This window comes from Glaciecola sp. SC05 (assembly GCF_041380235.1).
Classification (GTDB): domain Bacteria; phylum Pseudomonadota; class Gammaproteobacteria; order Enterobacterales; family Alteromonadaceae; genus Glaciecola.
This window is the reverse complement of the sequence record NZ_JBGIYY010000006.1, coordinates 1-13214: the sequence shown is the minus strand read 5'-3', so window position 1 is coordinate 13214 and position 13214 is coordinate 1. Positions and strand designations below refer to the sequence as shown.

The following is a 13214-nucleotide window of genomic DNA, read 5'->3' as shown; positions in this document are numbered from 1 at the left end:
TCAGCAGCTATTGGGTTGATATCAATCTGTAAACCCTGATGGTTTTGACAGTCACAATTGGGTGACCAAAGAGCTATCAGATTTTAAGAGGTGAAAGCAGTGGCATTAGGCTTAGTAGCTAAGAAAGAGATCGTAGCGGAGATATCCGACGTTGCTTCTCGTGCACTATCCGTTGCCGTCGCTGAATACCGTGGTATGGGAGTAGGAGAACTTACTGCTCTACGTGTTAAAGCCCGCGAGCAAGGTGTATATTTACGAGTTATTCGTAACACCTTAGCAAAACGAGCTTTAGCCGACAGTAAGTTTGCTGATATCGATCCTGCGTTAACTGGTCCGTTAATTTACGGTTTCTCTATCGATGCACCTGGTGCAGCAGCGCGTTTGTTTAAAGACTTCGCGAAGGGTAACAATAAATTAAATGTAACTGCGTTAACAATTGGTAACGGTCTAATGGGTCCTGAGAAGTTGGACGCAGTAGCATCATTACCTACCAGAGACGAAGCATTAGCACAACTACTTGCTACCTTCAAAGCACCGGTTGGCAAATTCGTTCAAACAATCAACGAAATTCCATCCAAGTTTGTACGCGTATTGGCGGCGGTCAAAGACACCAAATAATTGGCGTTTTTGGCAATTTGAATTTTTAACATTATACCCAGGAGTTTAGAGAAATGGCTCTAACAAAAGAAGATATATTGAACGCAATCGCTGAGATGCCAGTAATGGACTTAGTAGAATTGATTGAAGCAGCTGAAGAAAAATTCGGTGTGTCGGCAGCAGCAGCAGTAGCTGTAGCAGCTGGTCCAGCGGCAGCAGCAGAAGCAGCTGAAGAACAAACAGAATTCGACGTAATTCTTACTTCTTTCGGCGCTAACAAAGTTGCTGTAATCAAAGCTGTACGTGCAGCTACTGGTCTTGGCTTGAAAGAAGCTAAAGACGTGGTAGAGTCTGCACCTAAAGCGATTAAAGAAGGCGTTGCTAAAGCAGAAGCAGACGAACTGAAGAAGACGCTTGAAGAAGCTGGCGCTGAAGTTGAAGTTAAGTAATTAGTATTAATTATTTAGCTGGCCTTTATTAGGCTTAGGCTGATGGTTTTTAACCATCAGCCTTTTTGCGCTATATCAATTATAAAATTTCACCCTTTATTTATAATTGAAAAAAGTGCGGGGAATGTGCATAAGTTTATGATTTCCTTACAGCATTATCGGCTGTTATGGTTTATTCTTAAGCAAAGTCCCTAAAAGGGTACTGGAAGTTTGTTACACAAAATGTAGTGGTGTAGCAGGTTGGGTCTAAAATCAGTCGGCTGAGGAACCCATGGTTTACTCTTATAGTGAAAAGAAACGTATCCGTAAGGATTTTGGCAAGCGCCCTCAGGTATTGGAAATTCCATACCTTCTATCAATACAACTAGATTCATTTAAGAAATTTATTGAACTCGATGTGGAAGGCCAGTATGGCTTAGAGTCTGCATTCCGTTCAGTGTTTCCAATAAAGAGTTATTCTGGTAATTCTGAACTTCAGTACGTGTCTTACCGGTTAGGTGAGCCAGTATTTGACGTTAAAGAATGTCAGATCCGTGGTGTTACATACTCAGCACCGCTGCGTGTGAAATTGCGGCTCGTATTGTTTGATAAAGAAGCAGCCCCTGGTACCGTAAAGGATATCAAAGAACAAGAAGTGTACATGGGTGAAATTCCCCTAATGACACAAAATGGGACCTTCGTTATAAATGGTACTGAGCGTGTTATCGTATCTCAGTTACACCGTTCTCCTGGTGTTTTCTTCGATCACGATAAAGGCAAAACACATAGCTCAGGCAAAGTATTGTATAACGCTCGGGTTATTCCTTACCGTGGTTCATGGTTAGACTTTGAGTTTGATCCTAAAGATAACTTATTTGTGCGGATTGACCGTCGCAGAAAGTTGCCTGCAACTATTATATTGCGAGCGCTTGAAATGGGTACCGAAGAAATCCTCGATTTCTTCTTCGAAAAAGTATCTGTTCGCATCCACGAAGAAAACTTCATGATGGAAGTTGTGCCTGACCGTTTACGCGGTGAAACAGCACAATTCGACATCCTTGATAAAAAGGGTGAAGTCATCGTAGAAGAAGGTCGCAGAATATCTGCGCGTCATACTCGTGCGCTCGAAAAAGCAAAAGTAAAAGAGTTACCGGTGCCGGCAGAGTACTTGCTCGGTAAAGTAATTGCCTCTACTTATGTCAATGAAGAGACCGGCGAAGTCATTACAAATGCGAATGACGAGATCACGCTAGAAATTCTAGAAGGTTTGAAAGTTGCTGGAATCAATGAATTCAATACCCTTTATATTAACGAACTCGATCATGGCTCGTATATCTCTGATACCATTCGCGTGGATCCAACTAGCAATCGTTTAGAAGCGCTCGTTGAAATTTACCGTATGATGCGTCCGGGTGAACCACCCACGAAAGATGCCGCAGAAAACTTATTCGATAACTTATTCTTTTCAGAGGACCGCTATGATCTGTCAGCGGTTGGCCGAATGAAGTTTAATCGTCGTTTAGGTCGCGAAATCTCTACTGGCGCTGGTACCTTAGACAAAGACGATATCGTTTCAGTTATGCAGCAACTTATTACCATCCGTGATGGTAAAGATGAAGTTGATGACATCGATCACCTTGGTAACCGCCGTATTCGTTCGGTAGGTGAGATGGCTGAAAACCAGTTTAGAGTTGGTTTAGTCCGTGTCGAACGAGCCGTTAAGGAGCGTTTGAGCTTAGGCGATTTAGACAACGTCATGCCACAAGACTTAATTAACGCGAAGCCGATTTCGGCTGCGGTTAAAGAATTCTTTGGTTCAAGCCAACTATCTCAGTTTATGGATCAAAACAACCCGCTATCAGAAGTCACGCACAAGCGTCGTATTTCTGCATTAGGCCCAGGTGGTTTGACTCGTGAACGTGCAGGCTTTGAAGTACGAGATGTGCATCCGACTCATTACGGTCGTGTATGCCCAATCGAAACGCCAGAGGGTCCAAACATTGGTTTGATCAACTCATTGGCTAGTTTTGCACGTACTAATGATTTTGGTTTCTTAGAAACCCCATATCGTAAAATTGTAAACGGTGTCGTTACTGACGATATCGAATATTTATCTGCTATTGAAGAAGGTCAGTATGCGATTGCACAAGCAAACGTGCTGCTCGATAAAAACAATGGCTTAGTAGAAGACTTGATTCCATGTCGTCTGCGCGGTGAAACTACATTGGTTCAGCGCGAAGACATCACGTTCATGGATGTTTCACCCCAGCAAATCGTTTCCATTGCCGCGAGTATCATCCCGTTCCTAGAACACGATGATGCAAACCGTGCATTGATGGGCTCGAACATGCAACGTCAAGCCGTTCCAACTTTGCGTGCTGATAAGCCGCTAGTGGGTACGGGTATGGAGAAGATTGTTGCAGTCGACTCTGGCGTAACGGTTGTCGCTAAACGTGGTGGTTCAGTCGACTATGTTGACGCAAGCCGCATCGTGGTGAAAGTAAATGATAATGAAATGACACCAGGCGAAGCCGGTATCGACATTTATAATCTTACTAAGTATACCCGTTCAAACCAAAATACTTGTATTAACCAACGTCCAACTTGTAACGTCGGTGAACCAGTAGTAGCAGGAGACGTGCTGGCCGACGGTCCGTCAACTGATATGGGTGAACTTGCACTTGGTCAGAATATGCGTATCGCGTTCATGCCTTGGAATGGTTATAACTTCGAGGATTCAATCCTTATTTCTGAGCGCGTTGCTCAAGAAGATCGCTTTACTACTATACACATTCAAGAATTAAGCTGTATCGCTCGCGATACTAAGCTTGGTCCTGAAGAAATCAGTTCTGATATTCCAAATGTGGGTGAATCTGCCCTTGGTAAGTTGGATGAATCTGGTGTTGTGTATATTGGCGCTGAAGTAAAAGGCGGCGATATTTTAGTAGGCAAGGTAACGCCAAAAGGTGAGACCCAGCTTACGCCAGAAGAAAAACTATTAAGAGCCATATTCGGTGAGAAAGCGTCTGACGTTAAAGACACCTCTTTACGTGTACCAAACAGCGTAACGGGTACGGTTATCGACGTTCAGGTATTTACTCGAGATGGCGTAGAGAAAGACAAGCGTGCTGTAGAAATTGAAGAAATGCAGTTGCGTCAGGTTAAGAAAGATTTAGGTGATGAATTTGGTATTTTGGCTGACGGCATCTTTGCTCGTGCGCATACCTTGTTGCTTAAGTCAGGTATTGACCAAGCAAAACTTGACAGTATGCCACGTGAAAAATGGTTTGATATTCCGCTGAAAGACGATGATGCGCAGACGGAGCTAGACCAAGCCGCTGAGCAGCACTCTGAAATCAAAAACGACTTTGATAAGAAATTTGAAACCAAGCGTCGCAAAATCACCCAAGGTGATGACTTAGCGCCTGGCGTATTGAAAATTGTTAAGGTTTATCTAGCGGTTAAACGTAGTATCCAGCCCGGTGATAAAATGGCCGGCCGCCATGGCAACAAAGGTGTTATCTCTGCAATTCAACCTGTAGAAGACATGCCTTATGATGCTGACGGCACGCCAGTTGATATCGTGTTGAACCCATTAGGCGTTCCATCACGAATGAACATCGGTCAGATACTTGAAACGCATTTAGGTATGGCTGCTCACGGTCTTGGTGTGAAAATTGACCGTATGGTCAAAGAGCAACAAGAAGTGGCTAAGCTTCGTAGCTTCTTAAAAGAAGTGTACAACCTAGGCGAGTCACATCAGAAAGTAGACTTAGATAGCTTTACTGACGATGAAATCAAACGTCTTGCTGAAAATCTTCGTAAAGGTGTCCCCATTGCTACACCAGTATTTGATGGCGCCCGTGAAGAAGAAATTAAGCAAATGTTAAAATTGGCTGACATTCCAGAGTCAGGTCAAATTACCTTGTTTGATGGTCGTACTGGCCGTGCATTTGAGCGTCCTGTAACTGTTGGTTATATGTACATGCTCAAACTCAACCACTTAGTGGATGACAAAATGCACGCACGTTCGACAGGCTCTTATAGCTTGGTTACACAGCAACCGCTAGGTGGTAAAGCACAATTTGGTGGTCAGCGCTTCGGAGAGATGGAAGTGTGGGCACTAGAAGCTTATGGTGCTGCATATACCTTGCAAGAGATGCTTACTGTGAAATCAGACGACGTTAACGGCCGTACTAAGATGTATAAAAACATCGTAGACGGCGACCATAGAATGGAGCCTGGCATGCCAGAATCGTTCAACGTGTTGTTGAAAGAAATCCGTTCGTTGGGTATTAACATCGAACTTGAAGAACAGACAAATAATCGTTAGAGCAAAATGACAGCTTGGCCCAGCGCGCTCTATTAAAGCCGCTGGGCTGTTTCCAGACTCTGTCGGGAGAGATATGTGAAAGACTTATTAAAGTTTATTAAACAACAAAACAAGACTGAAGAATTTGATAACATCAAAATCGGTCTTGCATCGCCAGATATGATCCGATCGTGGTCATTCGGTGAGGTGAAAAAGCCTGAAACTATTAACTACCGTACGTTCAAGCCTGAGCGTGATGGTCTTTTTTGTGCGCGCATATTCGGCCCAGTAAAAGATTACGAATGTCTTTGTGGTAAGTATAAGCGCTTAAAGCATCGCGGTGTTATTTGCGAAAAATGTGGCGTTGAAGTTACCCTTACTAAGGTGCGCCGTGAGCGTATGGGTCACATTGACCTAGCAAGCCCAGTTGCCCACATTTGGTTCCTAAAATCACTTCCGTCTCGCATTGGTCTAATGCTCGATATGACGCTTCGTGATATTGAACGTGTACTTTATTTTGAATCATATGTTGTAACTGAACCTGGTATGACAGAGCTTTTGCAAGGTCAGCTTCTAAATGAAGAAGAATACCTTGATTCACTAGAAGAGCACGGTGATGATTTTGAAGCGAAAATGGGTGCAGAAGCAGTATTTGAACTACTTAAAGACCTTAATGTTGAGTCTGACGTAGCGTCAATGCGTGAAGAGTTGCCAAGCGTAACCTCTGAAACCAAGCGTAAGAAAATTACCAAACGTCTAAAATTATTAGAGTCGTTCCAGCAGTCTGGTAACAAGCCAGAGTGGATGATTTTAACCGTTTTACCGGTATTGCCGCCAGAGTTACGCCCTTTAGTACCCCTAGACGGTGGACGTTTTGCAACTTCAGATCTAAATGATTTGTACCGCCGAGTAATCAACCGTAATAACCGTTTGAAGCGTTTATTAGACCTTGCTGCGCCAGATATTATCGTACGTAACGAAAAACGTATGCTGCAAGAAGCAGTTGATGCCTTGCTTGATAATGGCCGTCGCGGTCGCGCAATCACCGGCTCTAACAAACGTCCTCTCAAATCACTTGCCGATATGATCAAAGGTAAGCAAGGTCGTTTCCGTCAAAACTTACTAGGTAAGCGTGTTGATTACTCAGGCCGCTCAGTAATTACTGTTGGTCCTACTTTACGCTTGCATCAATGTGGTCTGCCGAAAAAAATGGCACTTGAGTTATTCAAGCCATTCATTTACGGAAAGTTAGAAGCCCGTGGTCTTGCCACTACTATTAAAGCGGCTAAGAAATTAGTTGAGCGTGAAGCACCGGAAGTATGGGACGTTCTCGACGAAGTTATTCGTGAACATCCAGTGTTACTTAACCGTGCACCTACGCTTCACAGACTGGGTATACAAGCGTTTGAACCAACCCTAATTGAAGGTAAAGCTATTCAATTACACCCATTAGTATGTGCGGCCTACAACGCCGACTTCGATGGTGACCAAATGGCGGTTCACGTACCATTAACCATCGAAGCCCAGCTTGAAGCTCGCGCATTGATGATGTCTACCAATAACATCTTATCACCGGCTAACGGCGAACCTATTATTGTTCCTTCACAGGATGTTGTATTAGGTTTGTACTATCTCACTCGTGACCGCGTAAACGGTAAAGGCGAAGGCATGGTATTTACCAGCCCGCACGAAGCCGAAAAAGCATATCGCACCGATACTGCTGAATTACACGCACGCGTGAAAGTTCGTATTACAGAATACGATGTTGATGCCGACGGCAACAAACACGAAAAAAGGTCAATCATTGATACAACGGTTGGTCGTGCGATTTTCTCTTTGATTTTACCGAAAGGCTTACCTTTTGAAATCATCAACCAAGCGATGGGTAAAAAGCAAATCTCTAAATTGCTTAACGAATGCTACCGTACGCTTGGCTTGAAAGACACCGTAATTGCAGCCGACCAAATCATGTATTCTGGCTTTCATTATGCGATGATCGCTGGTGCTTCAGTTGGTATCGACGACATGGTTATTCCTGATGCGAAGAAAGAGCTTATCGACGCAGCAGAAGCCGAAGTTATTGAAATCCAAGAACAGTTTAACTCTGGTTTAGTTACCGCGGGTGAACGCTACAACAAAGTAATCGATATTTGGTCTCGCGCCAACGATGAAGTAGCTAACGCGATGATGGACAACTTGAAGACCGAAAAAGTGATGAATAGACACGGCGAGATGGAAGAGCAGAAATCTTTCAACTCGGTATACATGATGGCCGATTCAGGCGCTCGTGGTAGCCCCGCTCAGATTCGTCAGCTTGCAGGTATGCGTGGCTTGATGGCTAAACCAGATGGTTCAATCATCGAAACTCCCATTACTGCAAACTTCCGTGAAGGTTTGAACGTACTTCAGTACTTCATCTCGACTCACGGTGCTCGTAAAGGTTTGGCCGATACCGCACTTAAAACAGCTAACTCGGGTTACTTGACTCGACGTTTGGTTGATGTCGCACAAGATTTGGTTATTACCAATGTTGATTGTGGCACATTCGAAGGTGTGAAAATGACGCCGTTAATCGAAGGTGGTGACGTAGTTGAGCCATTGCGTGAGCGTGTTCTAGGTCGTGTTGTCGCAGTTGACGTTATTAAACCAGGCACTAAAGACGAAGTGTTAGTAGAACGTAATGTACTGTTAGATGAGCAGCTAGTAGATATGCTAGAAGCCAACTCAGTAGACGTTGTAATGGTTCGTTCTGTTATCACCTGTGATAACGACCATGGTGTATGTGCACAATGTTACGGTCGTGACCTTGCACGCGGTCACATGGTTGGATCAGGTGAAGCGGTAGGTGTTATTGCAGCACAATCTATCGGTGAGCCAGGTACACAGCTTACCATGCGTACGTTCCACATCGGTGGTGCAGCATCAAGAGCATCTGCTGAAAACAGCGTTCAAGTAAAAACAGGCGGTACGCTTAAATTACATAACGCGAAGCACGTTCGTAACTCAGATGGCAAACTGGTTATCGTTTCTCGCTCAACAGAATTGACAGTTATTGACGGTCAAGGACGTGAAAAAGAACGTTATAAAGTGCCATATGGCGCGACGTTATCAGTAGATAATGGTGCTGAAATTGCGGCTAATGAACTCGTCGCAACTTGGGACCCGCATAGTCACCCAATCGTGACAGAGCGCGCATCTAAAATTACCTTTGCTGATATCGATGATACAAACACTGAAATGCAGCAAGATGAGCTTACCGGCTTAACGCGTATCGTAGTGAAAGACTTAACTAAGGCAAATGCAAAAGAGCCTAAGCTAATTCTTGAAAGTGAAAACGGTACATTGCAAGAGATTCGTTTACCTAGCTTTACTACCATTGAAGCCACTGATGGCAAGATGGCGGTTGAAGGTGATGTATTAGCGCGTATCCCGCAAGAGAGTTCAAAAACTCGCGACATTACTGGTGGTCTTCCACGTGTTGCCGATTTGTTCGAAGCGCGTAAGCCAAAAGAGCCAGCAATATTAGCGGAAATCTCAGGTGTGATTGGCTTTGGTAAAGAAACCAAAGGTAAGAAACGTCTTACGATTATGCCAAAAGACAACGATGCTGCTCGCTTAGTGGACCTTAATGCTAACGGTGCATACGAAGAGATGATTCCAAAATGGCGTCAACTTAACGTGTTTGAAGGTGAAAGTGTTGAGAAAGGTGAAGTTGTATCTGACGGACCTGAGTCTCCACATGACATCTTGCGTTTACGCGGTGTAAGTGCAGTTTCTAACTACATCGTAAACGAAGTACAAGAAGTATATCGTTTACAAGGTGTAAAAATTAACGATAAGCACATCGAAGTCGTTATACGCCAAATGCTACGTAAGTGTATGATCAGCAATGCTGGTGATACTCGCTTCTTAGAAGGCGAGCAGGTTGAAGTTTCTGCAGTGAAAATTGCAAACCGCGAAATGGAAAAACAAGGCAAGATACCCGCATCTTATGAAATACAGCTCTTAGGTATTACAAAAGCTTCGCTTTCTACTGAGTCGTTTATTTCGGCTGCGTCATTCCAAGAAACTACACGTGTACTTACTGAAGCTGCAGTGCAAGGGAAAGAAGATGATTTACGCGGACTCAAAGAGAACGTAATTGTAGGTCGCTTAATCCCAGCAGGTACAGGTTTTGCGTATCATCAGCAACGGGCTGAACGTAAAAATCTTGCCCTGCATCAAGAGCTTTCAGTATCTGCTGACCAAGCACAGGCTCAGCTTGCTGAAGCCTTGAATGCTGGCGGTGATTCTGAGGACGACGAATAGTCGTTTGTTAGACCAGTCTGATTGTGTACTAGGCCAAGTGCTTACTCGCTTTAAAGTAAAGTAAGTACTTGGACTGGCTTGACAAGTTAGGCATTGATCTATAACATTCCGCGACCCTAATTTTGGGATATCCCTTATGTGTCGCGGTTTTTTTATAGGCCAACATAGCGCCTTTGTCAGTCAACGCACAAACGGATTTAATAGTAAGTTGTTGAATATTAACTTGGTATATCAACAGTTTACATACGCACCCGAGCATTCATGAGAATAGCATCGGGTTTTATAGTTTTAATCAGGAGCTAGTTAATGGCAACAGTTAACCAGTTAGTGCGTAAGCCCCGTAAGAAGCCGGTCGAGAAATCGAACGTTGCTGCCTTACAAGCTTGCCCACAACGCCGTGGTGTATGTACTCGCGTATATACTACCACTCCAAAGAAGCCGAACTCTGCGTTACGTAAAGTATGTCGTGTTCGCTTGACCAACGGTTTCGAAGTTTCTTCGTACATCGGCGGTGAAGGTCATAACCTTCAAGAGCACAGTGTTGTGCTTATTCGTGGTGGTCGTGTTAAAGATTTACCAGGTGTTCGTTATCACACAGTTCGTGGAACATTAGATTGTTCTGGTGTGAGCGATCGTAGACAAGCCCGTTCTAAGTACGGCGCGAAAAGGCCTAAGTCTTAACGGTTCTCCGTTAGTAAGGCCAAACTATTAATTTAGAGTTTTGGGAAACCCCTGAATTCCACGGAGAATTAAGATGCCAAGAAGAAGAGTCGTAGGTCAACGTAAAATCCTACCCGATCCTAAGTTCGGATCAGAGTTACTTGCAAAATTCATGAACGTTGTCATGTTAGACGGCAAGAAGTCCACCGCTGAAAAAATCGTTTACGGTGCCCTTGAAATTGTTGCTGAAAAAACCGGCAAACCACACCTAGAAGTATTTGAAGATGCTTTAGACAACATCCGTCCTACCGTTGAGGTTAAATCTCGTCGTGTGGGTGGTTCTACTTACCAAGTACCAGTAGAAGTTCGTCCAATTCGTCGTAATGCATTAGGTATGCGTTGGATGGTAGATGCGGCACGTAAACGTGGTGAAAAATCCATGGCGCAAAGACTTGCAGCTGAAATGATTGACGCTCAAGACAATAAAGGTAGTGCAGTGAAAAAACGTGAAGACGTTCACCGCATGGCTGAAGCTAACAAAGCGTTTGCTCATTATCGCTGGTAGGCTTCTGACTTTACGTCATATATATCCAACAGTCTGTCTGTAAAAGACAGACTGTTTTTCCATTAAAAAGCAATAAAAGAGACATTAATGCCACGCCAAACGCCCATACAACGCTATCGTAACATTGGTATTGTTGCGCACGTAGATGCAGGCAAAACCACCACGACTGAGCGTGTATTGTTTTACACGGGTATCTCACACAAGATTGGTGAAGTGCACGATGGTGCGGCAACGATGGATTGGATGGAGCAAGAGCAGGAAAGAGGGATCACTATTACCTCTGCTGCGACCACCTGCTTTTGGCAGGGAATGGAAAAGCAGTTTGAAGAACATCGCATCAATATTATTGATACTCCAGGGCACGTTGACTTTACTATTGAAGTTGAGCGGTCGCTGAGAGTCTTGGATGGTGCGGTTGTTGTGTTTTGTGGCTCTTCTGGTGTTGAGCCGCAATCAGAGACAGTTTGGCGTCAAGCCGATAAGTATGAAGTTCCGCGCATTGTGTTTGTGAATAAAATGGACCGGGCCGGAGCAGATTTTGAAAGAGTGGTAGGGCAAATTCGTAAGCGTTTGGGCGCCACATGTGTACCGATTCAAATTAATGTAGGCAGTGAAGAAAACTTTACTGGCGTAATTGATTTGATAAAAATGAAATATATTAACTGGAATGAAGACGACAAGGGCTTGACCTTTGTGTACGAGAACATTCCTGCTGATCAGCAAGCTCGCGCAGAAAAATATCGTACGGATATGATTGAAGCGGCTGCTGAGGCAAACGACGAGCTTATGGAAAAGTACCTTGGTGGAGAAGAGTTTTCTGAGGCTGAGATTAAACAAGGTTTACGTCAACGCACGCTAAACAACGAACTTGTGTTAGCTACGTGTGGAAGCGCATTTAAAAACAAAGGCGTACAGGCGGTGCTTGACGCCGTGGTCGATTATTTACCGTCGCCTACTGAAGTAAAAGCCATCACGGGTATACTCGATGATGGTAAAGAAACACCTGCTGAGCGCCATTCTGATGATGATGAACCGTTTTCGGCACTTGCGTTTAAGATTGCGACTGACCCATTTGTTGGTACATTAACGTTTTTCCGTTGTTATTCGGGTGTTGTAAAAACTGGGGATGCGGTTTATAACCCGATTAAAGGCAAAAAAGAACGTATTGGTCGCATGGTGCAAATGCACGCAAATGATCGAGCAGAGTTAAAAGAGGTTCGCGCTGGAGACATCGCTGCAGCGATTGGACTAAAAGATGTCACCACGGGTGAGACCCTTTGTGATGTGAACAATGTGATCACCTTAGAGCGAATGGATTTTCCGGATCCCGTGATATCTATTGCGGTAGAGCCAAAATCACAAGCCGATCAAGAGAAAATGGGCATTGCATTAAGTAAACTTGCAGCAGAAGACCCATCGTTCAGAGTAAAAACTGACGAAGAAACGGGTCAAATAATCATTTCAGGAATGGGTGAACTGCATTTAGATATTATCGTTGAACGCATGAAGCGCGAATTTAGCGTATCGTGTAAAGTTGGTAAACCACAGGTCGCTTACCGAGAGACTATACGTAAGTCGGTAGAAGTGGAAGGTAAGTTCATTCGACAGTCTGGCGGTAAAGGTCAGTTTGGTCATGTATGGCTTAAGCTTGAACCACTTCCAGAAGGCGGTGGTTATGAATTTGTTGACAATATTGTGGGTGGCTCAGTACCTAAAGAGTTTATTCCTGCAGTGGACAAAGGCATACAAGAACAGTTACAAAACGGCGTGGTAGCAGGTTACCCTGTACTCGATATTAAGGTAACCTTGTACGATGGTTCGTATCATGATGTTGACTCCTCTGAAATGGCGTTTAAAATTGCTGCTTCAATGGGATTCAAAAATGGAGCGGTTGAGGCTTCTCCAGTGTTGCTTGAGCCTATGATGAAGGTTGAAGTAACCACTCCCGAAGATTGGATGGGTGACGTAGTAGGTGACTTAAATCGTCGTCGGGGTATTATAGAAGGCATGGAAGAAGGCGTTGCAGGCATAAAGATTGTGCGTGCTAAAGTGCCACTTTCTGAGATGTTTGGCTATGCCACCGATTTGCGTTCAGCAACGCAAGGACGTGCGTCATACTCAATGGAATTTCACAACTATGCGGAAGCACCCAACAATGTCATAAAAGCCATTGTTGAGTCACGCATGTAGTTAATATTTTTGATTCGGTCCGGTCTAATGTTGGAACGGGCGTTAAACTTAGGAAATAAAAGCAATGGCAAAGGCAAAGTTTGAACGTACGAAACCGCACGTCAACGTTGGTACAATCGGTCACGTCGATCACGGTAAAACGACGCTAACAGCA

The 13214-nt window shown here is 44.2% G+C and carries 8 protein-coding genes; all 8 read left to right on the top strand.

The features are described from left to right. Nucleotides 1-99 precede the first annotated feature (99 nt). On the top strand, nucleotides 100-618 hold the full coding sequence (rplJ, locus tag AB9H30_RS06875; protein WP_371193915.1) for a 50S ribosomal protein L10: 519 nt from the start codon (nucleotides 100-102) through the stop codon (nucleotides 616-618). Between the two features lie 53 nt (nucleotides 619-671). After that, nucleotides 672-1046, top strand: coding sequence for a 50S ribosomal protein L7/L12 (gene rplL / locus AB9H30_RS06870; protein WP_371193914.1), 375 nt, complete (start codon nucleotides 672-674; stop codon nucleotides 1044-1046). 271 nt (nucleotides 1047-1317) lie between these two features. Then, nucleotides 1318-5358, top strand: coding sequence for a DNA-directed RNA polymerase subunit beta (gene rpoB, locus AB9H30_RS06865; RefSeq protein ID WP_371193913.1), 4041 nt, complete (start codon nucleotides 1318-1320; stop codon nucleotides 5356-5358). A gap of 75 nt (nucleotides 5359-5433) precedes the next feature. After that, the gene (rpoC, locus tag AB9H30_RS06860) at nucleotides 5434-9645 is read left to right on the top strand and encodes a DNA-directed RNA polymerase subunit beta' (RefSeq protein ID WP_371193912.1); all 4212 of its coding nucleotides are present in this window, start codon (nucleotides 5434-5436) and stop codon (nucleotides 9643-9645) included. 306 nt (nucleotides 9646-9951) lie between these two features. Further along, nucleotides 9952-10326 carry a 30S ribosomal protein S12 gene (gene rpsL / locus AB9H30_RS06855; RefSeq protein WP_371193911.1) on the top strand — a complete coding sequence of 125 codons (375 nt, stop codon included), beginning with the start codon at nucleotides 9952-9954 and terminating at the stop codon, nucleotides 10324-10326. Between the two features lie 73 nt (nucleotides 10327-10399). Continuing rightward, complete coding sequence (gene rpsG / locus AB9H30_RS06850; protein WP_371193910.1) at nucleotides 10400-10870, top strand: 30S ribosomal protein S7; 471 nt, start codon at nucleotides 10400-10402, stop codon at nucleotides 10868-10870. A gap of 87 nt (nucleotides 10871-10957) precedes the next feature. Beyond that, entirely contained in the window at nucleotides 10958-13060 is a 2103-nt protein-coding gene (gene fusA, locus AB9H30_RS06845) for an elongation factor G (protein WP_371193909.1), read from the top strand. Between the two features lie 64 nt (nucleotides 13061-13124). Next, nucleotides 13125-13214 (top strand): GTP-binding protein (locus AB9H30_RS06840; protein WP_039573609.1); only part of this gene is annotated, 90 nt, incomplete at its 3' end.

Excerpts from the sequence above, each read along its gene's own strand:
- rplL (WP_371193914.1), top strand. The coding sequence starts at position 672 with ATGGCTCTAACAAAAGAAGATATATTGAACGCAATCGCTGAGATGCCA.
- rpoB (WP_371193913.1), top strand. The coding sequence starts at position 1,318 with ATGGTTTACTCTTATAGTGAAAAGAAACGTATCCGTAAGGATTTTGGC.
- rpsL (WP_371193911.1), top strand. The coding sequence starts at position 9,952 with ATGGCAACAGTTAACCAGTTAGTGCGTAAGCCCCGTAAGAAGCCGGTC.
- rpsG (WP_371193910.1), top strand. The coding sequence starts at position 10,400 with ATGCCAAGAAGAAGAGTCGTAGGTCAACGTAAAATCCTACCCGATCCT.
- fusA (WP_371193909.1), top strand. The coding sequence starts at position 10,958 with ATGCCACGCCAAACGCCCATACAACGCTATCGTAACATTGGTATTGTT.